At 69.2% G+C, this 21,615-nt stretch carries 16 protein-coding genes and 1 pseudogene; 5 read left to right on the top strand and 12 right to left on the bottom strand.

Translation table 11 applies throughout. The features are described 5' to 3' along the window. Positions 1 to 77: 77 nt before the first annotated feature. Genes tkt through pgl form a run of 5 tightly spaced genes read left to right on the top strand, consistent with a single transcriptional unit; the run spans position 78 to position 6,669 of the window. Complete coding sequence (gene tkt / locus AB0915_RS23290; RefSeq protein WP_366692915.1) at positions 78 to 2,180, top strand: transketolase; 2,103 nt, start codon at positions 78 to 80, stop codon at positions 2,178 to 2,180. A 34-nt stretch (positions 2,181 to 2,214) separates the two neighbouring features. Next, positions 2,215 to 3,333 (top strand): transaldolase, encoded by a 1,119-nt coding sequence (gene tal, locus AB0915_RS23285; RefSeq protein WP_366692914.1) that lies wholly within the window; start codon positions 2,215 to 2,217, stop codon positions 3,331 to 3,333. A gap of 5 nt (positions 3,334 to 3,338) precedes the next feature. Beyond that, positions 3,339 to 4,871 carry a glucose-6-phosphate dehydrogenase gene (gene zwf / locus AB0915_RS23280; RefSeq protein WP_366692913.1) on the top strand — a complete coding sequence of 511 codons (1,533 nt, stop codon included), beginning with the start codon at positions 3,339 to 3,341 and terminating at the stop codon, positions 4,869 to 4,871. Then, positions 4,868 to 5,890, top strand: a complete 1,023-nt coding sequence (opcA, locus tag AB0915_RS23275) for a glucose-6-phosphate dehydrogenase assembly protein OpcA (RefSeq protein WP_366692912.1) — start codon at positions 4,868 to 4,870, stop codon at positions 5,888 to 5,890. The genes zwf and opcA overlap by 4 nt, the downstream gene beginning before the upstream one ends. Then, positions 5,887 to 6,669: a 6-phosphogluconolactonase gene (gene pgl / locus AB0915_RS23270; protein WP_366692911.1), complete on the top strand. Its 783-nt coding sequence runs from the start codon at positions 5,887 to 5,889 to the stop codon at positions 6,667 to 6,669. Before opcA ends, pgl begins: the two co-directional genes overlap by 4 nt. Before the next feature lie 329 nt (positions 6,670 to 6,998). Here the strand turns inward: pgl and AB0915_RS23265 are convergent. The 12 genes and pseudogenes from AB0915_RS23265 to uvrC all read right to left on the bottom strand — a co-directional run. Continuing rightward, positions 6,999 to 7,241 (bottom strand): annotated as a pseudogene (locus tag AB0915_RS23265) (PH domain-containing protein); the annotation flags it as partial. A 4-nt stretch (positions 7,242 to 7,245) separates the two neighbouring features. Next, positions 7,246 to 8,898, bottom strand: a complete 1,653-nt coding sequence (pgi, locus tag AB0915_RS23260; protein WP_366692910.1) for a glucose-6-phosphate isomerase — start codon at positions 8,896 to 8,898, stop codon at positions 7,246 to 7,248. Between the two features lie 155 nt (positions 8,899 to 9,053). Continuing rightward, positions 9,054 to 9,389 (bottom strand): RNA polymerase-binding protein RbpA, encoded by a 336-nt coding sequence (locus AB0915_RS23255; protein ID WP_078839979.1) that lies wholly within the window; start codon positions 9,387 to 9,389, stop codon positions 9,054 to 9,056. 107 nt (positions 9,390 to 9,496) lie between these two features. Further along, entirely contained in the window at positions 9,497 to 9,733 is a 237-nt protein-coding gene (gene secG, locus AB0915_RS23250) for a preprotein translocase subunit SecG (RefSeq protein ID WP_078839980.1), read from the bottom strand. Between the two features lie 116 nt (positions 9,734 to 9,849). Continuing rightward, positions 9,850 to 10,626, bottom strand: coding sequence for a triose-phosphate isomerase (gene tpiA, locus AB0915_RS23245; protein ID WP_366692909.1), 777 nt, complete (start codon positions 10,624 to 10,626; stop codon positions 9,850 to 9,852). 6 nt (positions 10,627 to 10,632) lie between these two features. Continuing rightward, positions 10,633 to 11,844 (bottom strand): phosphoglycerate kinase, encoded by a 1,212-nt coding sequence (locus tag AB0915_RS23240; protein WP_366692908.1) that lies wholly within the window; start codon positions 11,842 to 11,844, stop codon positions 10,633 to 10,635. Between the two features lie 110 nt (positions 11,845 to 11,954). Further along, a complete protein-coding gene (gene gap / locus AB0915_RS23235; protein ID WP_366692907.1) occupies positions 11,955 to 12,959 on the bottom strand; it encodes a type I glyceraldehyde-3-phosphate dehydrogenase in 1,005 nt (334 codons plus the stop codon). Between the two features lie 185 nt (positions 12,960 to 13,144). Beyond that, on the bottom strand, positions 13,145 to 16,096 hold the full coding sequence (locus tag AB0915_RS23230; protein ID WP_366692906.1) for a M14 family zinc carboxypeptidase: 2,952 nt from the start codon (positions 16,094 to 16,096) through the stop codon (positions 13,145 to 13,147). Between the two features lie 155 nt (positions 16,097 to 16,251). Next, the gene (gene whiA, locus AB0915_RS23225; RefSeq protein ID WP_366692905.1) at positions 16,252 to 17,241 is read right to left on the bottom strand and encodes a DNA-binding protein WhiA; all 990 of its coding nucleotides are present in this window, start codon (positions 17,239 to 17,241) and stop codon (positions 16,252 to 16,254) included. After that, complete coding sequence (gene yvcK, locus AB0915_RS23220) at positions 17,232 to 18,269, bottom strand: uridine diphosphate-N-acetylglucosamine-binding protein YvcK (protein ID WP_358860201.1); 1,038 nt, start codon at positions 18,267 to 18,269, stop codon at positions 17,232 to 17,234. Before yvcK ends, whiA begins: the two co-directional genes overlap by 10 nt. After that, a complete protein-coding gene (rapZ, locus tag AB0915_RS23215) occupies positions 18,266 to 19,267 on the bottom strand; it encodes an RNase adapter RapZ (protein ID WP_366692904.1) in 1,002 nt (333 codons plus the stop codon). The genes yvcK and rapZ overlap by 4 nt, the downstream gene beginning before the upstream one ends. Beyond that, positions 19,264 to 21,294 carry an excinuclease ABC subunit UvrC gene (uvrC, locus tag AB0915_RS23210; protein WP_366692903.1) on the bottom strand — a complete coding sequence of 677 codons (2,031 nt, stop codon included), beginning with the start codon at positions 21,292 to 21,294 and terminating at the stop codon, positions 19,264 to 19,266. Before uvrC ends, rapZ begins: the two co-directional genes overlap by 4 nt. Between the last annotated feature and the right edge of the window lie 321 nt (positions 21,295 to 21,615).

Below are 21,615 nucleotides of genomic sequence, written 5' to 3'. Positions count from 1 at the left end.
TCGGGGGTAGGCTCGATGACGCCCGGTGCGGTCACCAGCCACCGGTTTACAACAGTGGAGAGGAGCCCTGACTCAGGGTGAGCACCAAGCCGACCACCACAGACCTCCAGTGGACCGAATTGGACCAGCGGGCCGTGGACACCGTCCGCGTCCTTGCCGCTGACGCCGTACAGAAGGTCGGAAACGGCCACCCGGGTACGGCGATGAGCCTGGCTCCCGCCGCGTACACGCTCTTCCAGAAGGTGATGCGGCACGACCCCGCCGACGCGAACTGGACCGGTCGCGACCGGTTCGTGCTCTCGGCGGGTCACTCGAGCCTGACCCTCTACATCCAGCTCTACCTCGCCGGGTACGGCCTGGAACTCGATGACCTCAAGGCGTTCCGCACCTGGGGCTCGAAGACCCCCGGTCACCCGGAGTACGGCCACACCACCGGTGTCGAGACGACGACGGGCCCGCTGGGCCAGGGCGTCGCCAATGCCGTGGGCATGGCCATGGCCGCCCGCTACGAGCGCGGCCTGTTCGACCCGGAGGCGGCCCCCGGCACCTCCCCGTTCGACCACATGGTCTGGGTCATCGCCGGTGACGGCTGTCTCCAGGAAGGCATCTCCGCGGAGGCCTCCTCGCTGGCCGGGCACCAGAAGCTCGGCAACCTGGTCCTGCTGTGGGACGACAACCACATCTCCATCGAGGGCGACACGGAGACCGCGGTCTCCGAGGACACCCTGAAGCGGTACGAGGCGTACGGCTGGCACGTCCAGCGTGTCGAGCAGCTGCCCAACGGCGACCTGGACCCCGCGGGTCTCTACCAGGCGCTCCAGGCGGCCAAGGCCGAGACCGAGCGCCCGTCGTTCATCGCGGCCCGTTCGATCATCGCCTGGCCGGCCCCGCACGCCCAGAACACCGAGGCCTCGCACGGCTCGGCGCTCGGCGAGGACGAGGTCGCGGCGACCAAGAAGGTCCTGGGCTTCGACCCGGAGAAGACCTTCGAGGTCGCCGACGAGGTCATCGCGCACACCCGTGAGGCGCTGGACCGCGGCCGCGAGGCCCAGGGCGAGTGGGAGAAGACGTTCGCCGCGTGGCGCACCGCCAACCCGGAGCGCGCCGCCGAGTTCGACCGGATCTCCGCGGGCGAGCTGCCCGAGGGCTGGGAGGACAGCATTCCGGTCTTCGAGCCGGGCAAGAGCGTCGCCACCCGCGCCGCGTCCGGCAAGGTGCTCCAGGCCCTCGGCGAGATCATCCCCGAGTTGTGGGGCGGCTCCGCCGACCTCGCGGGCTCGAACAACACGACGATCGACAAGACGTCGTCGTTCCTCCCGGTGGGCAACCCGCTGCCGGGCGCGGACCCGTACGGCCGCACGATCCACTTCGGTATCCGCGAGCACGCCATGGCCGCGGCCATGAACGGCATCGCGCTGCACGGCAACACCCGCATCTACGGCGGCACCTTCCTGGTGTTCTCCGACTACATGCGCAACGCCGTCCGGCTGTCCGCGCTGATGCACCTGCCGGTGACGTACGTGTGGACGCACGACTCGATCGGTCTCGGCGAGGACGGCCCGACCCACCAGCCGGTGGAGCACCTGGCCTCGCTGCGCGCCATCCCGGGCCTGAACATCGTCCGCCCGGCCGACGCCAACGAGACCTCCATCGCCTGGCGCGAGATCCTGCGCCGCTACACCAAGGTGTTCGGCAAGGGCGCCCCGCACGGCCTGGCGCTGACCCGTCAGGGCGTGCCGACGTACGAGGCGAACGAGGACGCTGCCAAGGGCGGCTACGTGCTGTTCGAGGCCGAAGGGCCCGAAGGGCAGAACACAGCGCCGCAGGTCCTCCTGATCGGCACGGGTTCCGAGGTCCACCTCGCCGTCGAGGCGCGCGAGGAACTGCAGGCGGCCGGCATCCCGACCCGGGTGGTCTCGATGCCGTCGGTCGAGTGGTTCGAGGAGCAGGACCAGGCGTACAAGGACAGTGTTCTGCCGCCGTCCGTGAAGGCCCGCGTCGCCGTCGAGGCGGGCATCGGGCTGACCTGGTACCGGTACGTCGGAGACGCCGGCCGGATCGTCTCGCTGGAGCACTTCGGCGCCTCGGCCGACGCCAAGGTCCTCTTCCGCGAGTTCGGTTTCACCGGTGCGCACGTTGCCGCCGCAGCGCGGGAATCTCTCGCCGCCGCCGCGCGCTGACGCCGTTATACGACTAGTAGGAGATGCAATTTTCATGACAGACGCACTCAAGCGCCTCTCCGAAGAGGGCGTGGCGATCTGGCTCGATGACCTGTCGCGCAAGCGGATCACCTCCGGCAACCTCGCCGAGCTGATCGACGAGCAGCACGTCGTGGGCGTCACCACCAACCCGTCCATCTTCCAGAAGGCGATCTCGCACGGAGAGGGTTACGAGCAGCAGCTCACCGACCTGGCGACCCGCAAGGTCACGGTCGACGAGGCCATCCGCATGATCACGACGGCGGACGTCCGCGACGCCGCCGACATCCTGCGCCCGGTCTACGACGCCACGGACGGCCAGGACGGCCGGGTCTCCATCGAGGTCGACCCGCGTCTGGCCCACCACACCCACGCCACGATCGCCGAGGCCAAGCAGCTGGCCTGGCTGGTCGACCGGCCGAACACGCTCATCAAGATCCCGGCGACGAAGGCCGGTCTGCCGGCGATCACCGAGGTCATCGGCAAGGGCATCAGCGTCAATGTCACGCTGATCTTCTCGCTGGAGCGCTACCGCGAGGTCATGAACGCCTACCTGGCCGGCCTGGAGAAGGCGCAGGCCGCAGGCCTGGACCTCTCCAGGATCCACTCGGTGGCGTCGTTCTTCGTGTCCCGTGTGGACTCCGAGATCGACAAGCGGCTCGACGCGATCGGCACCGACGAGGCCAAGGCGCTGAAGGGCAAGGCGGCGCTCGCCAACGCCCGGCTGGCGTACGAGGCGTACGAGGAGGTCTTCTCCTCCGACCGCTGGGCGGCTCTGGACAAGGCGCAGGCCAACAAGCAGCGTCCGCTGTGGGCCTCCACCGGTGTCAAGGACCCCGCGTACAAGGACACGCTGTACGTCGTCGACCTGGTCGCCCCCGGCACGGTGAACACCATGCCCGAGGCAACCCTGGAGGCCACGGCCGACCACGGCCAGGTCACCGGCAACACCGTCGCCGGCACCTACGAGCAGGCGAGGGCCGAACTCGACGCCGTCGCGAAGCTCGGGATCTCCTACGACGACGTCGTGCAGCTCCTCGAGGACGAGGGTGTCGAGAAGTTCGAGGCGTCCTGGATCGATCTGCTCAACTCCACCGAGGCGGAGCTCAAGCGCCTCGCTCCTTCGGAGGGCTGACCACAGTGTCTGGTGTTCCCGGAGCCAACCCGCTCCGTGACGCCCAGGACCGCCGGCTCCCGCGTATCGCGGGGCCGTCGGGTCTGGTCATCTTTGGCGTCACGGGCGATTTGTCCCGCAAAAAGCTGATGCCTGCTGTCTATGACCTGGCCAACCGCGGCCTGCTGCCACCGGGCTTCTCGCTCGTCGGCTTCGCGCGCCGCGAGTGGCAGGACGAGGACTTCACCCAGGAGGTCCACGACGCCGTCAAGCAGCACGCCCGCACGCCGTTCCGTGAGGAGGTCTGGCAGCAGCTCGTCCAGGGGATGCGCTTCGTCCAGGGCAACTTCGACGACGACGAGGCCTTCGAAACCCTCAAGGCCACCATCGAGGAGCTCGACAAGGAACAGGGCACGGGCGGCAACTTCGCCTTCTACCTGTCCGTGCCGCCGAAGTTCTTCCCGAAGGTCGTCCAGCAGCTGAAGAAGCACGGACTGGCGGACCAGACGGAGGGTTCCTGGCGGCGCGCCGTCATCGAGAAGCCGTTCGGTCACGATCTCACCAGTGCGCAGGATCTCAACCAGATCGTGCACGACGTGTTCCCGCCCAACGAGGTCTTCCGGATCGACCACTACCTGGGCAAGGAGACGGTCCAGAACATCCTGGCGCTGCGGTTCGCCAACACGATGTTCGAGCCGATCTGGAACCGGAGCTACGTCGACCACGTCCAGATCACGATGGCCGAGGACATCGGCATCGGCGGCCGGGCCGGTTACTACGACGGCATCGGCGCCGCCCGTGACGTCATCCAGAACCACCTGCTGCAGCTGCTGGCACTGACCGCGATGGAGGAGCCCGGCTCCTTCCACCCGAAGGCCCTGGTCGCCGAGAAGCTCAAGGTACTCACGGCGGTCGAACTGCCGGAGGACCTGGGCAAGCACACGGTGCGCGGCCAGTACGCCCACGCCTGGCAGGGCGGCGAAGAGGTCCTCGGCTATCTGGAGGAGGACGGCATCGACCCCAAGTCGAAGACCGACACCTTCGCCGCGATCAAGCTGACGATCAACAACCGCCGCTGGGCGGGCGTGCCGTTCTACCTCCGTACCGGAAAACGGCTCGGCCGCCGGGTCACGGAGATCGCGGTCGTCTTCAAGCGCGCCCCGTACCTGCCGTTCGAGTCGGGGGCCACGGAGGAGCTGGGCGGCAACGCGCTGGTCATCCGGGTCCAGCCGGACGAGGGCGTGACCGTGCGGTTCGGCTCCAAGGTGCCCGGCACCTCCATGGAGGTCCGGGACGTCACGATGGACTTCGCCTACGGCGAGTCCTTCACCGAGTCCAGCCCGGAGGCGTACGAGCGGCTCATCCTCGATGTGCTGCTGGGCGACGCCAACCTCTTCCCCCGCCACCAGGAGGTCGAGCTCTCCTGGAACATCCTCGACCCGATCGAGGAGTACTGGGACAAGCACGGCAAGCCCGCGCAGTACCCGGCGGGCACCTGGGGTCCGGCAGAGGCGGACGAGATGCTCGCACGAGACGGACGGAGCTGGCGTCGGCCATGAAGATCGACCTCACGGAAACCACCTCCAGCAAGATCAACCAAGCGCTGGTGTCGGCTCGGCGTGCCGTCGGCACGCCGGCCATCGGCATGGTGCTGACCCTGGTCATCGTCACCGACGAGGAGAACGCGTACGACGCCCTCAAGGCGGCGAGCGATTCCTCCCGCGAGCACCCCTCGCGGATCATCGCGGTGATCAAGCGGGTCAGCCGCTCGCCGCGCAGCCGGCGCGACGCGCGGCTCGACGCCGAGGTACGGGTCGGTTCCGACTCGGGCTCCGGCGAGACCATCATCCTGCGCCTCCACGGTGAACTGGCCAACCACGCCCAGTCGGTGGTCCTGCCGCTGCTGCTGCCGGACGCCCCGGTCGTGCTGTGGTGGCCCGAGGACGCACCGTCCGACCCGGCGAGGGACCCGCTGGGCGCGCTCGCCCAGCGCCGGATCACGGACGCCTACTCGGCGGAGGCGCCGAGCGCCGAACTCGCGGCGCGCGCCCAGTCGTACGCCCCGGGCGACACGGATTTGTCCTGGACCCGCATCACCCCGTGGCGCTCGATGCTGGCGGCCGCGCTCGACCAGAAGCCGGGCAAGGTGCTGTCGGCGACGGTCGAGGGCGAGTCGGAGAACCCCAGCTGCGAGCTGCTCGCCATGTGGCTCGCGGACCGGCTCAAGGTACCGGTGCAGCGCACGCTGTCCGCCGGTCCCGGTCTGACGGCCGTACGAATGGAGACCGAGGACGGCACCATCGTCCTGGACCGCCCGGACGGTTCGCTCGCCACGCTCTCCATGGCGGGACAGCCGAACCGTGCGGTGGCGCTCAAGCGGCGGGAGACCGCCGAGCTGCTCGCCGAGGAGCTGCGCCGTCTGGACCCGGACAACACCTACGAAGCCACGGTGAAGTTCGGTGTGGAGAACCTGGCCGGTGCGGCAGCGCCCGAGCCCGCCACAGCGAAGGCGTCCGAGCCAGCCGCCACCCCGACCGCGGCGAAGAAGACCGCGGCGAAGAGGGCGGCAGCGAAGTGAGTGCCCCTCAACTTGTCGTGCACCGCGACAAGGAGCTGATGGCGCAGGCCGCCACGGCCCGGCTGATCACGAAGATCGTGGACGCCCAGGCCGCGCGCGGCTACGCCTCGGTGGTCCTCACCGGTGGGCGCAACGGCAACGGCCTGCTGGCCGCGCTCGCCGGCGCGCCCGCCCGGGACGCGATCGACTGGTCGCGGCTCGACCTGTGGTGGGGCGACGAGCGGTTCCTGCCGGACGGCGATCCGGAGCGCAATGTCACGCAGGCTCGTGAGGCCCTGCTGGACTCGGTGCCGCTCGACCCGTCCCGGGTCCATGCGATGCCCGCTTCGGACGGTCCCTACGGCAACGACGCCGACACCGCCGCGGCCGCGTACGCCGCCGAACTGGCCACCGCGGCCCGTCCGGAGGACCACGGCCCGGTCCCGACGTTCGATGTGCTGATGCTGGGCGTGGGCCCGGACACGCATGTCGCGTCGCTCTTCCCGGAGCTGCCCGCGGTACGGGAGACCGAGCGCACCGTCGTCGGTGTGCACGGTGCTCCCAAGCCGCCGCCCACCCGCATCTCGCTGACGCTGCCCGCGATCCGGGCCGCGCGCGAGGTGTGGCTGCTCGCGGCGGGCGAGGACAAGGCGGAGGCCGCGGCCATCGCACTGTCGGGCGCCGGGGAGATCCAGGCCCCGGCGGCGGGCGCGTACGGACGCAGCCGCACGCTGTGGCTGCTGGATTCGGCGGCGGCCTCGCAGCTGCCGCGCGCGCTGTATCCGCCGGCCTCTCCCTGAGTGGTCGTCAGCACGGCTGACAACAGGCCCGGTTCGCTCCCAGGAGCGGGCCGGGCCTGTCCGTGTCCGGCACCTGCGGGAGCGATCCGCCGAGCCGGGGCCGCGCCACAGGTACGTCCGCGGTGCCGCATCGGCGCACTCGGTCCCACCCGGAGACAGACATGGCTCAGGGCAGCGCGACGTGCGACGACGAGGGCACTGGGACAGCCGGACCGTCGCCGAGGGTGAGCGCGTCGAATCCCGGTCGTCAACGGCCCGAGGGGTCCGCAGGCGGAGGACATCCGCTCCGCCTGGCACCGGAGCGGGGTCAGGTGTGCTGTGACCTCTCAGCGGTGGGTGCGGTACCACCAGCGGGGGAAGAGGACGGCGCGGGCCGCGCCGAGGACCGCGAGGACCACGGCGGGCAGCAGCAGCCAGAACCGGGCGGGCGCGATGAATGCGCCCAGCACGGCCAGGACGGCCACCGGCGCCGCGGTCAGCAGCAGCCACTGGGTCCGCCACCAGCCGACGGCCCTCGGGGCCGGCGTGTTGTTCGGCGGTCGGAGCCGCACCGTCCCCTCTCCCGAGGTCATCGGATCAGCGGCCCCGCCGCGTGCGGTACGCGGCGACGAGGGCGGCGGTCGAGCTGTCCAGCTGCTCGCCCCCTGCGCCCTCGGTCAGCACCGGCTCGATCTTCTTGGCGAGAACCTTGCCGAGCTCGACGCCCCACTGGTCGAAGGAGTCGATGTTCCAGACAGCGCCCTGGACGAAGACCTTGTGCTCGTACAGCGCGATGAGCTGGCCGAGGACGGACGGCGTCAACCGGTCCGCGAGGATCGTCGTCGTGGGGTGGTTGCCCCGGAACGTCTTGTGCGGCACCAGTTCCTCGGCGACGCCCTCCGCGCGGACCTCGTCCGGCGTCTTGCCGAAGGCCAGCGCCTGGGTCTGGGCGAAGAAGTTGGCCATCAGCAGATCGTGCTGGGCGACGAGCCCGGGCAGCAGGTCGGCGACCGGCTCGGCGAAGCCGATGAAGTCGGCCGGGATGACCTTGGTGCCCTGGTGGATCAACTGGTAGTAGGCGTGCTGCCCGTTGGTGCCGGGCGTGCCCCAGACGACCGGTCCGGTCTGCCACTCGACCGGACTGCCGTCCCGGTCCACGGACTTGCCGTTGGACTCCATGTCCAGTTGCTGCAAGTAGGCGGTGAACTTGGACAGATAGTGGCTGTACGGCAGTACGGCATGCGACTGGGCGTCGAAGAACGCGCCGTACCAGATGCCCAACAGGCCGAGCAGCAGAGGGGCGTTGGCCTCCGCCGGTGCGGTGCGGAAGTGTTCGTCGACGAGGTGGAAGCCGTCGAGCATCTCGCGGAACCGGTCCGGTCCGATGGCGATCATCAGCGAGAGACCGATGGCGGAGTCGTACGAGTAGCGGCCGCCCACCCAGTCCCAGAACTCGAACATGTTGGCGGTGTCGATGCCGAAGTCCGCGACCTTCCCGGCGTTGGTCGAGAGCGCCACGAAGTGCTTGGCGACCGCGTCCTGCTCGGCCCGAAGGCCGGTCAGCAGCCAGTTGCGGGCGGAGGTGGCGTTGGTGATCGTCTCGATCGTGGTGAAGGTCTTCGACGCGACGATGAACAGCGTCTCGGCGGGGTCGAGGTCGCGAACGGCCTCGTGCAGGTCGGCGCCGTCGACGTTCGACACGAAGCGGACGGTGAGCGAACGGTCCGTGAAGGAGCGCAGCACCTCGTACGCCATGGCGGGGCCGAGGTCGGAGCCGCCGATGCCGACGTTGACGATGTTCTTGATCGGCTTGCCGGTGTGGCCGGTCCACTCCCCCGACCTGACGCGGTCGGCGAAGGCCGCCATCCTGTCGAGCACGGCGTGCACGGCGGGTACCACGTTCTCGCCATCGACCTCGATCACGGCGTCGCGCGGGGCGCGCAGCGCGGTGTGCAGGACGGCGCGGTCCTCGGTGGTATTGATCTTCTCGCCGCGGAACATGGCGTCACGCAGCTCGGCGACTCCGGTGGCGTCGGCGAGCTCGCGCAGCAGTCGGAGCGTCTCGTCGGTGACCAGGTGCTTGGAGTAGTCGAGATACAGATCGCCGACCCGGAGGGTGTATCCGGCCCCACGCTCCGGATCGTCGGCGAACAGCTGCCGCAGATGCGTCTGCCCGAACTGCTCGCGGTGCTTCCCGAGAGCGGTCCACTCGGGCGTCTGATTCAGCTTGGTTCGGCTTCGTGCGTTCATCCCGGATATCAGCCCACTTCTTCTCGTACGTGCACATGCCCCGCTGCCCCTCCAACTTAATTGATCAGGGGGGTTGACGAGGCGACGGAGAGCTGCGGCGCCGCCACATGCACTCCGGCCGGTCACCCATGGGGTGACCGGCCGGTGAACCAAAACTAGATTTCGCCCCGGAGTTTGGCCAGGGCCTCGGCGAGGATGGCCTCGCCGTCCGCATCGCTGCGACGCTCACGTACGTACGCGAGGTGCGTCTTGTACGGCTCGGTGCGCGGCGGGTCCGGCGGGTTGTCCCGGTCCTGACCGGCCGGGAAGCCACAGCGCGGGCAGTCCCAAGTGTCCGGTGTCTGCGCGTCACTGGCGAAGCTCGGCTGCGTCTCGTGCCCGTTCGAGCACCAGAAGGAGATGCGGAGACGCGGCGCGGACTCGCCCCGCTCGGCCTCACCCATCGGCCCCGCTCCGACCCGGCTTCCCCGGATCGCGTTGCCACTTGCCACGGTCGTAACTCCCTGCGTGATGGTGCTCGAATGCCCCAGTCTACGTAAGGCCCAACGCGCGTCCAGTGAAAGGAGTTACACCCTCACCGGGAATCGCGGACGCCGGGTCAGTTGTCCAGCTTCATCAGCAGACCAAGCACGACAATGCACGCGAACCATCCCAGACCGACCACCACGGTGATCCGGTCGAGGTTTCGCTCGGCGACCGAGGAGCCACCGACGGACGACTGCATACCGCCACCGAACATGTCGGAGAGGCCGCCACCCTTTCCCTTGTGCATCAGCACCAGCAGCATCAGCAGCAGGCTGAAGACGATCAGGGCGATCGAGAACCCCATAACCACGGCTGGTCCCTACTTTCCGGAATTCCCTTGGACTGCTCTAACGGACAACGGGGGCCGGGGGGACAATGCCCCCCACGGCCCCCGCAAGGGTACGACGGATCGGCGCTACCGCATACTCACTGGTCGCGGAAGCGGACGATCTTGACGAATTCGTCGGCATCCAGTGCGGCGCCGCCGATCAGGGCGCCGTCCACGTCGGACTGCGCCATGATCGCCGCGACGTTCCCGGACTTCACCGAGCCGCCGTACTGGATACGGACGGCGTCGGCCAGCTCCTGCGAGTACAGCTCGGCGAGCCGACGGCGGATCGCACCGCAGACCTCCTGCGCGTCCTCGGGGGTGGCGACCTCACCGGTGCCGATGGCCCAGACCGGCTCGTAGGCGATCACGATGGACTCGGCCTGCTCGGCCGGGATGTCCTTCAGGCCGCCGTCGAGCTGCGCGAGGGTGTACGCGACCTGGTCACCTGCCTTGCGGATGTCCAGGCCCTCACCGACGCAGAGGATCGGGGTCAGGCCGTGCCGGTACGCGGCCTTCACCTTGGCGTTGCAGATCTCGTCGTTCTCGCCGTGGTACTGGCGGCGCTCGCTGTGGCCGACCGCGACATAGGTGCACTTCAGCTTGGCGAGCATGGAGCCGGAGATCTCACCGGTGTACGCGCCGGAGTCGTGCGCCGAGAGGTCCTGGGCGCCGTACTTGATCTTCAGTTTGTCGCCGTCGACCAGCGTCTGCACCGAGCGCAGGTCGGTGAAGGGCGGCAGGACGGCGACCTCGACGGCGTCGTAGTCCTTGTCGGCCAGGGCGAAGGCGAGCTTCTGGACGTGTGCGATGGCCTCGAGGTGGTTGAGGTTCATCTTCCAGTTGCCCGCCATCAGCGGGGTACGGGTGCTCATGAAAGGTCAGTCCTCCAGTGCGGCAAGGCCGGGAAGCGTCTTGCCCTCGAGGTATTCGAGGCTGGCGCCGCCACCGGTCGAGATGTGGCCGAATGCGTTCTCATCGAAGCCCAGGATGCGGACGGCAGCGGCGGAGTCGCCACCACCGACGACACTGAAGCCCGAGGAGTCGACGAGGGCCTGGGCGACCGCCCGGGTGCCCTCGGCGTAGTCGGGGTGCTCGAAGACGCCCATCGGGCCGTTCCAGAAGACGGTGACGGCGTCGGCGAGCTTCGAGGCGTACAGCTTGTTGGTCTCGGGTCCGTTGTCCAGACCCATCACGCCGGCCGGGATGGCGTGCGCGGGCACGGTGCTGTGCTGGGTCGGCGCCTTGGTCTTGAGGTCCGGGAACTGCTCGGAGACCACGACGTCGACGGGGAGCACGAACTCCACGCCCTTCTCCTCGGCGCGCTTCAGATACTCCAGCACCGCCGGGATCTGGTCCTCCTGCAGGAGGGAACTGCCGACCTCGTGGCCCTGGGCCTTGAGGAAGGTGTATGCCATGCCACCGCCGATGAGGATGCGGTCGGCCCGCTCCAGGAGGTGGTCGATGACGCCGAGCTTGTCGGAGACCTTGGAGCCGCCGAGCACGACGGCGTACGGACGCGCGACGTCCTCGGTGAGCTTCTTCAGGACGCCGACCTCGGTGGCGATCAGGTCGCCCGCGGCGTGCGGCAGCCGGGCCGGGAGGTCGAAGACCGAGGCGTGCTTGCGGTGGACGGCTCCGAAGCCGTCGCCCACGTACACATCGGCGAGCTCGGCGAGCTGGTCGGCGAACGCGCCGCGCTCGGCGTCGTCCTTCGACGTCTCGCCGGGGTTGAAGCGGAGGTTCTCGATGACGGCGACCCGGCCGTCGGTGAGGGCTGCGACCGTGGCGCGGGCGGACTCGCCGACCGTGTCGGTCGCGAAGGCGACGTCGGCGCCGATCAGCTCGCCGAGCCGGGCGGCTGCGGGGGCCAGGGAGAAGGCCGGGTCCGGGGCGCCCTTGGGGCGGCCCAGGTGCGAGGCGACGATGACCTTCGCACCGGCCGCGGCGAGCTTCTGCACGGTCGGCTGGACGGCGCGGATGCGGCCGTCGTCGGTGATGGTGGTGCCGCTCAGCGGCACGTTGAGGTCGGCGCGGACGAATACGCGCTTGCCGGTGACCCCTTCGGCGAGAAGTTCGTCGATCGTCTTCATCTTGCTGGACTCCTTGGAGTGCGGGAGAGAGCATGCAACGGGGCTCGAACGGCGCCGCGTTGCGCTGTCCGAGCCCCGTGCTCACATCGAGGTGCCTGCCGAATCGGCGGTCAGAGCTGGCTGCCGACGAACACGGTCAGGTCGACGAGGCGGTTGGAGTAGCCCCACTCATTGTCGTACCAGCCGATGACCTTGACCTGCGTGCCCTCTGCCATGGTCAGCAGGGAGTCGAAGGTGCAGGACGCCGGGTCCGACACGATGTCCGAGGACACGATCGGGTCCTGGGTGTAGACGAGCTTGCCCTTGAGCGGGCCCTCGGCGGCCTTCTGGAAGGCGGCGTTGACCTCGTCGCGGGTGACCTCGCGCTCCAGCGTGATGACCAGGTCGGTGACCGAGCCGGTCGGGACCGGAACGCGCATCGCGATGCCGTCGAGCTTACCCTTGAGCTGAGGGAGCACCAGAGCGGTGGCCTTGGCGGCACCGGTCGTGGTCGGGATGATGTTCTCCGCGGCGGCGCGGGCGCGACGCAGGTCGGAGTGCGGGAAGTCCAGGATGCGCTGGTCGTTCGTGTACGCGTGAACCGTCGTCATGAGGCCCTTGACAATGCCGAAGTTCTCGTCCAGAACCTTGGCCATCGGCGCAACACAGTTGGTGGTGCAGGAGGCGTTGGAGATGACGTGGTGGCTGGCCGCGTCGTACTTGTCCTCGTTGACGCCCATCACGATGGTGATGTCCTCGCCCTTGGCCGGAGCCGAGATGAGGACCTTCTTGGCACCACCGGCGATGTGCTTCTCGGCGTCGGCCTTCTTGGTGAAGATGCCGGTCGACTCGACGACGATGTCGACGCCCAGCTCACCCCAGGGAATGTCGGCCGGGTTGCGCTCGGAGAGCACCTTGATGGTGTGGCCGTCGACGGTGATGCTGTCGGCGGTGTGGCTGACCTCGGCCTTCAGACGACCCAGAATGGTGTCGTACTTCAGAAGGTGGGCCGTGGTCGCAGTGTCACCCAGGTCGTTGACAGCCACGATCTCAATGTCCGCACCCTGCTCCAGCAGCGCGCGGAAGTAGTTACGACCGATGCGGCCAAAGCCGTTGATGCCTACGCGGATCGTCACGAACCGATCTCCTCGTTGATAAGCCGGGTTTCGACGCCGGCCAGCTTCATGAGATGTCCCCGACCGCCTACGACCCTACCTCCCCCAATGCCCAGGCATGGCATCAAGCGGCCCTATACACGGCGCGGCGGTCCGTACCCCCCGGTTAGGGGCACGGACCGCCGCAATCCTGTGGCTGCTCGGCGTCAACGACGCAGGGCGGCGAGTGCCTTTCCGACGAGCCGCGTGCGCTCGTCCGGGTTCACGAGGTGCTCGAGCCCGAAGCCCAGCAGCACGGTGTCGCGGGTGGCGACCGACGCGTACGACTTGAAGAGCTCACCCGCGCGGGCCCAGTCACCGTCGACGGCCGGGCTGCCGGCCGGTGCGCCCTGCACGGTCCAGACGCCGAGGGAGGTCTCGAAGCCCTCGGACTCCTTCTCCGTGCCTCCGACGAACAGGGCGGCGTTGTCCGCGAACACACCGCGGCCGCCGGAGCCGGGGTCGGTGATGTAGCTCAGGGACAGTTCGACCTTCTTGCCCGCGTAGCCGCTGAGGTCGAAGGCGACCTGCTTCCAGCCGGCGGAGGAGCCGGTGAAGCTGTTCCAGGCTCCGCTGGTGCCGTTGGCCACGCAGCCGGCCGCGGTGAGGGTCAGGTAGTGCCGAAGGAACGGGTGGCCGTTGATGAAGTAACCGGCTCCGCACTCCGTGGGCACCGCGGTCCTGGTGGCACCGCCGGCCTCCGGCAGCGTGGTCCAGTCCTCGGCCCCGGTGGTGTGCGCCTCCAGCACGGCGTGGTCGTAGCCCTGCTCGGTGTTCCAGTTGACCGCGAAGCGCAGCTCGGGCTTGTCGGCCGCGCTGACTCCCGTCAGATCGACGGTACGGGTCAGCCGCTTCCAGGCGTTGTCCGTGTGCGTGGCGGCCGCCATCCACTGGCCGGCGTAGGGGGCGTACGGATTGACGATTCCGGCGTACCGGCCCGCCTCGGCGCTCTTGAACTGCGGGAACTCCGTCGCGGGCAGGCTGTCCGAGGTGACCGTGTACGCGCCGGCCGCATTCAGCGAACCGCCGGCGCTGCCGCTGAGTCCGCCGGTGGCGCCGGCGAGGACTCCGCTGCCGTTGAACCCGGTGGCGCCGTTGGCGTTCGTACGGCCGTACGCCCCCAGGTAGTACTGGCTGAAGTCGTCCGTCACGGCCCGGCCGATCTGGACGTTGCCGCCGGCCCGGGTGCCGGCCTCGATCAGCTTGCCGCCTCCGTTGAGGAAGTCACGGAGCGCCAGCTGCGTGGGTCCACCGGGCGTCCTGGTTCCGGCGTAGTGCACGACGGTGGAGAAGTGGCTGAGGACCCCGAGCGGGTGCGGTACACCCTGGGTGGCGACGTCCCAGACGACCGCGCTGCGGCCGTTGGCCTTCAGAGCGTCGGCGTACAGCTGGGCGTTCTGGGCGGCGGCACCCTCCTCGGCGATCACCAGGGTGTTCGCCTTGGCGCGCTCGGCGACGGTGTAGGTGAAGGGCTCGCTGGAGGTGCGCTGGCCGCCCTTCGTGCGGCCGGTGAACCAGACCTCGACCCGGTCACCCGGCTCCGCGTCCTCGACCTCGGCCCGGTAGTCGTCGAAGTGGATGTTGTCCTTGCCGCCGTAGAACTTGCCGCCCTTCCAGGCTTCGAGGTCCTCCTTGTGCGTGCGGCCCCCGTTGACACGGTAGTTCAGCTCCTTGTCGCGCAGCGACTTGCGGGCCACGACGGAGACCTCCTGGTCGCCACCGCGGGCGTAGGAGGTGGTGAACGCGTCGGGGGTGAAGTCGGGGGCGGTCAGGCCGACCGAGGAGGAGGGCTGGTCGGGGTGGGCGGCGGTCTCGGCGACCGAGAGGGCGAACGGGATGTTCTTGGCGAACTCCTGCTGGATCAGCTTCTCGTCGTCCGGGAAGTTGAACCCGGACTGGCAGTCCTCGGCGCGCCAGGCGTCATCGGGGTCGATGGCGGAAGCCGTCTGGCAGGTGGCCATCTCCGGGGTGAACATCATCATCCCGTTGACGTTCGCCGCGTGTCCGTCGGCCTCGCCGTTGGTGGTGTAGAGCTCGGAGGAGACCTGCGGGTAGTAGCCAGGGACGGCTGAGTTCTCGGGCGTACCGGCGAGGGCCTTGTACAGGACGTCGTCGGGGGTCGGGGTGGCGACCTGCCATCCCACGCCGTAGAGGAGCAGCTCGGCGGCGGAGTGGTAGTTGATGCCGTACTCGAAGCCGATCCGCTTCTCGAAACGGTCCAGGGCGACGGTCTCCGGCTCGGAGTTCGGGCCCGCGCCGCGGAAGGTCTGACTCGCCGGGTTGGCGGACGAACCCTCGTTGTCGTAGCCCCACTTGTAGGCGAAGTTACGGTTGAGGTCGACGCCGTCGGTGGCGGTGTAGGCGCCGTCGCCGTTGTTGTCGCGCATGTTCTTGCGCCACAGCCGATCGCCGTCGGGATTGTGGGTGAAGTCGTAGCCGTCCGGGTTGGCGGAGAGCACGAACCACAGCTCGGTGGAGTCCACGATCTTGGTGATCCGCGGGTCCTTGCCGTAGTTGTCGAGGTAGTAGTGCATCAGCCGCCGGGTCATCTCGGGCGTGATCCACTCGCGGGCGTGCTGGTTGGACATGTACAGCACCGGGGGCTTGGAGCCGTCCCCGGAGGTCTTGGCGCCCTTGGTGAGCTTGAGGGCGAGGATGTCCTGGCCCTGGAGCGTCTTGCCGATCGAGATGACCTTGGTGAGGCCCGGGTGGGCCTTTCCGGTCGCGATGATCTCTTCCTGGATGTTGCCCTTGCCGCTGTACGGGCGGAAGACGCCGTCCCCAGCGGCGGCCAGCCCTCGCTGCGTCCGGGCCGAGACCTTGCGCTCGGTGAGTTCGACGCCCTTCGCCTTCAGACCGGCCACCTCGGCGTCGGTGAGGAAGAGCTCGACCTTCGCGGTGCCCTTGTCGGGCGCGCGCTCGCCCAGTTCGTGTGCGTCCTGGCCGGCCGCGAGGAGCAGCGGAATCTGCTCCTTGGTGACATCGGCGTTGTAGACCTTCACGGCGTCGGCGCCCGCGTCAGATGCCTGTCCGTCCTGCGCCTGGGCGACGGGTGCCGCCGCCAGACCCGCTATCAGCAGTGAAGCCGCTGCGAGCATCGATCTCGCCCTGCGTCTCATAAGCCCCCCTTGCTGTTGGCTTCCACATGAGTGAACCGACGCAAGGCTCATGACAACCCTATGATCAAGTCAAGGGTCGTGACAGGGTCCGTAAAAGCCGCTGCCGGTACCCCGACGGGGCACCGGCAGCGGCCAGTTGGCCTGGAACGTCACATTCAGCCCACCAGGCCGTCGGCGAGCTCTTCACTGAGGGTGGATTCCGTCCCCGGGATACCGAGGTCCTGGGCCCGCTTGTCGGCCATGGCCAGCAGCCGGCGGATCCGGCCGGCGACCGCGTCCTTCGTCAGCGGCGGGTCGGCGAGCGCGCCCAGTTCCTCCAGGGATGCCTGCTTGTGCTCCATGCGCAGCCGTCCGGCCGCCGCGAGGTGCTCGGGCACCTCTTCGCCCAGGATCTCCAGGGCACGCCCCACGCGTGCACCCGCGGCCACTGCGGCCCGCGCGGAGCGGCGCAGATTGGCGTCGTCGAAGTTGGCCAGCCGGTTGGCCGTGGCGCGGACCTCGCGGCGCATCCGCCGCTCCTCCCAGGCCAGCACCGACTCATGGGCGCCGAGCCGGGTGAGCAGCGCACCGATCGCGTCGCCGTCGCGGACGACGACCCGGTCGACGCCACGCACCTCGCGTGCCTTCGCCGCGATGGAGAGCCTGCGGGCCGCGCCGACCAGCGCGAGCGCCGCCTCCGGGCCCGGGCAGGTCACCTCCAGCGAGGAGGAGCGGCCCGGCTCGGTGAGCGAGCCGTGGGCCAGGAAAGCCCCGCGCCAGGCGGCCTCGGCATCGCAGGTGGCCCCCGAGACCACCTGCGGCGGCAGACCGCGGATCGGGCGGCCGCGGCCGTCCACCAGACCGGTCTGGCGGGCCAGCTGGTCGCCGCCCGCCACCACCCGTACGACATAGCGGGAGCCGCGCCGCAGACCGCCGGGGGCCATCACGATCAGCTCCGAGCTGTGCCCGAAGATCTCGAGAGTGTCCCGCTTCAGCCGGCGTGCCGCCATAGCGGTGTCCAGCTCCGCCTCGATCACAATCCGGCCACTCACCAGGTGCAGCCCGCCCGCGAACCGAAGAATCGCCGAAACCTCTGCCTTCCTGCAGCAGGTCCGGGTCACGGGAAGCCGAGAGATTTCGTCCTTCACCGCTGGCGTCATCGCCATGGGCCGATCCTTCCATGCATCCGAAAAATACGGTCGTACGCGGCGGCCAACAGCTCCGGATCATGGATCGGAACGCCGTCGGGTGAGGCCACCGGCGCCAGCTCGACCGCGGCACCGAGCCGCTTGGCTGCTTCGGCAAGGGACTCGCGATCGGGCACGGCGGCTTCGTCGGCCAGCACCACGTCCAGGGCGAGTTTAGGGGCGTGTCGTCCCAAAACCTCCAAATGACGCTGCGGAGAGAAGCCATCAGTTTCACCGGGCTGCGGTGCGAGGTTGAGCGAGAGGACCTTGCGGGCCTTCGTCACGACGAGCGCGTCGAGCAGTTCCGGTACGAGCAGATGCGGGATCACCGAGGAGAACCACGATCCCGGGCCGAGCACCACCCAGTCCGCGTCCAGGACCGCCTCGACCGCCTCCGGGACGGCCGGCGGGTCGTTCGGGACGAGGTGCACGGACTGCACCTCACCGGGGGTGAGCGCCACCGTCGCCTGGCCGCGCACCGTGTCCACGTCGTCCGGCCGGGCCGGGTCGTGGCCCCGTACGAGCGCCTGGAGCTCCAGCGGCACGGCGGACATGGGCAGCACCCGGCCGTGCGCGCCGAGGAGTTTGCCGACCAGGTCCAGCGCCTGCACATGGTCGCCGAGCTGCTCCCACAGGGCGACGATCAGCAGATTGCCGACCGCGTGCTCGTGCAGATCGCCCTTGGACTGGAAGCGGTGCTGGATGACCTGGGCCCAGGTCTGGCCCCAGTCGTCGTCGCCGCAGAGCGCGGCGAGCGCCTTCCGGAGGTCGCCGGGCGGCAGGACGCCGAGCTCCTCGCGGAGCCGGCCGCTGGAGCCGCCGTCGTCGGCGACGGTGACCACCGCGGTGAGATCACCGGTGATCCGGCGCAGCGCCGCGAGCGACGCGGACAGGCCCATGCCGCCGCCGAGGGCAACGACCTTGGGTTGCTGGGCGCCGCGCTTGCGGGCGGAGAGCGCAGAGGTGGCTCGGCGCAGCCGCCGCAGGCGCAGATTACGACTGGTCACTCGCGCCCCATGTCCCGGTGGACGAGGACGGTCTCGATGCCTTCGGTGGCAAGCCGCGCGGCGAGCTTCTCCGACATCGCGACGGAGCGGTGCTTGCCGCCCGTGCAGCCGACGGCGATCGTCACATAGCGCTTGCCCTCGCGGCGGTAGCCCGCGGCGACGAGCTGCAGCAGCTCGGTGTACTGGTTGAGGAACTCCTTGGCGCCCGGCTGGTCGAAGACGTACGCCGACACCTCCTCGTTGAGCCCGGTGAATGGGCGCAGCTCCGGAACCCAGTGCGGATTGGGCAGGAAGCGGCAGTCCACCACCAGGTCGGCGTCGACCGGCAGGCCGTACTTGAAGCCGAACGACATCACTGTGGCGCGCAGCTCCGGCTCCTCGTCGCCGGCGAACTGGGCGTCCATCTTGGCGCGCAGTTCGTGCACGTTGAGGCTGGAGGTGTCGATCACCAGGTCGGCGTCGCCGCGAAGCTCGCGCAGCAGGTCGCGCTCGGCCGCGATTCCGTCGACGATGCGGCCGTCACCCTGGAGGGGGTGCGGGCGGCGGACTGATTCGAAGCGGCGGACCAGCGCATCGTCGGAGGACTCCAGGAAGACGATCCGCCGGGTGACGTGCTTGGCCTCGAGGTCGGCGAGGGATTCCCGGAGGTTGTCGAAGAAGCGGCGGCCGCGCACGTCGACGACGACGGCGATCCGGGCCACATTGCCCTGCGACCGGGCACCCAGCTCCACCATGGTGGGGATCAGCGCGGGCGGCAGGTTGTCGACGACGAACCAGCCGAGGTCCTCCAGACATTTGGCGGCGGTGGACCGCCCGGCGCCCGACATACCGGAGATGATCACCAGCTCGGGGATGGCCGCAGTGGCATCGCCCATCTCGATCGTGGTGCCCGTACTCACGTGTCCTGCTCCGTCTGCTCGGTCTGTGCGGTCGTGCGCGCGCTCTTGCTCGTGCTGGTTCTGCTGATTGTGCTCTTGTTCCTGCTCGTGTTCAGTCATGTTGTGCTGCCCCCGTCGTCCTCTTCAATGATCTCTCCTGTCGCCGTGTTCACGGCAGGCGCGGACGGGGCGGCCGAGGCGAGGGCGACAGCCACTGATTCCGCCGTCCTGCGGCCTATTCCCGGAACCTCGCAGATCTCGTCGATTGTCGCGTGCTTCAGCTTCTTCACGGAGCCGAAATGCTTGATCAACGCCTGCTTCCTGGTCTCGCCGAGTCCGGCGACCGCATCGAGAGGGCTGGAGCGGATGCGCTTGGCCCGCTTGGCGCGCTGGTAGGTGATGGCGAAGCGGTGGGCCTCGTCGCGGACGCGCTGCAGGAGGTAGAGGCCCTCACTGGAGCGGGGCAGGACCACGGGGTCGTCGTCGTCGGGCAGCCAGACCTCTTCGAGACGCTTGGCGAGGCCGCAGACGGCGATGTCGTCGATCCCCAGCTCGTCGAGGGCCCGCTTGGCCGCGGCGACCTGCGGCTGGCCGCCGTCGACCACCACGAGCTGCGGAGGGTAGGCGAACCGCTTGGGGCGGCCGTCGTCCTCACGGGACTCGTTCTCGAAGGGGCCGGCATCGGAGGCTTCCGGGGCCGGGACGGCTCCGGTGGGGGCAGGGATCTCCTCCCACTCCCCTGTCCGTTCCTTCTCCTGCAGGTACCGCTTGAAGCGGCGGCCGATCACCTCGTGCATCGAGCGGACGTCGTCCTGGCCCTCGAAGCCCTTGATCTGGAAGCGACGGTACTCGCTCTTGCGGGCCAGACCGTCCTCGAAGACGACCATGGAGGCGACCACGTCGTCGCCCTGGAGATGGGAGATGTCGAAGCACTCGATGCGCAGCGGAGCCGTATCGAGGCCGAGCGCCTCGGTGATCTCCTCCAGGGCGCGGGAGCGGGTCGTCAGATCGGAGGCGCGCTTGGTCTTGTGCAGCCCCAGGGCCTGCTGGGCGTTGCGCTGGACCGTCACCATCAGGTCCTTCTTGTCGCCGCGCTGCGGGATGCGCAGGCTGACCTGGGAGCCCCGGCGGTCGGCGAGCCATTGGGAGACCGCTTCCGGGTCCTCCGGAAGGGCCGGGACGAGAACCTCCTTGGGGACGGAGTCACCCGTCTCCTCCCCGTACAGCTGCTGCAGGGCGTGCTCGACGAGGCTCGAGGTGTCGACCGCCTCGACCTTGTCGGTGACCCAGCCTCGCTGGCCGCGCACCCGGCCACCGCGGACGTGGAAGATCTGCACGGCGGCCTCCAGCTCGTCCTCGGCGAGAGCGATCAGGTCGGCGTCGGTGGCGTCGGCGAGGACGACGGCGCTCTTCTCCATGGCCCGCTTGAGGGCCTCCACGTCGTCGCGGAGCCGGGCCGCCCGCTCGTACTCCATCTCCTCGGCCGCCGCCATCATGTCCTTCTCCAGGCGGCGGATGTACGTGCCGGTGCGGCCGGCCATGAAGTCGCAGAAATCGTCCGCAAGTTCGCGGTGTTCCTCGGGGGTGACCCGGCCGACGCAGGGCGCCGAGCACTTGCCGATGTAGCCGAGGAGGCAGGGTCGGCCGGTCCGCGCGGCGTTCCTGAAGACACCTGCGGAGCACGTGCGTACGGGAAAGACCCGGAGCATCAGGTCGACGGTCTCGCGGATCGCCCAGGCGTGCCCGTACGGACCGAAGTAGCGCACGCCCTTCTTCTTGGCACCGCGCATGACCTGCACGCGCGGGAACTCCTCGTTGAGCGTGACCGCGAGGTACGGATAGCTCTTGTCGTCCCGGTACTTGACGTTGAACCGGGGGTCGTACTCCTTGATCCAGGAGTACTCCAGCTGGAGCGCCTCGACCTCGGTGGCGACGACGGTCCACTCGACGGAGGCGGCCGTGGTGACCATCGTGCGCGTACGGGGATGGAGATGGGCCAGGTCCTGGAAGTAGTTGGCCAGGCGCTGGCGCAGGCTCTTCGCCTTCCCGACGTAGATCACCCGGCGGTGCTCGTCGCGGAATCTGTAGACCCCCGGGGAGTCGGGGATCTGTCCCGGCTTGGGGCGGTAGCTGGAGGGGTCTGCCATGGCTCCCACCCTACTTGCGGGCAGTGACAGTGCGGTGACGTCCGGGGCGATGCCGTGCTCCGGGCACGGGTTGAGGGAGTGCGCCCCGGAGCATGGGGGCAGCGGGTGCCCGTGACAGTGGTGGTGCCGGTGGCCGGCCGGTGGCGGCGGCTGCGCGACGCGTCCTCGCCGCACAGGACCAGCACGGCGAGGACGCCCGTGCCGCCGGGAGGTTGCGGGCTCCCTCAGAGCCTGTCGGGTGACCTCTGATCGGGCGGCCACGCCCTGGCACGCACGCTTCCCGCGTTGCCGAAATGCCCTAGTAGCTCCGCTACGAGGACC

The organism is Streptomyces sp. NPDC048411, from assembly GCF_040704695.1.
GTDB lineage: Bacteria > Actinomycetota > Actinomycetes > Streptomycetales > Streptomycetaceae > Streptomyces.
This window is presented reverse-complemented; position numbering and strand designations above follow the sequence as displayed.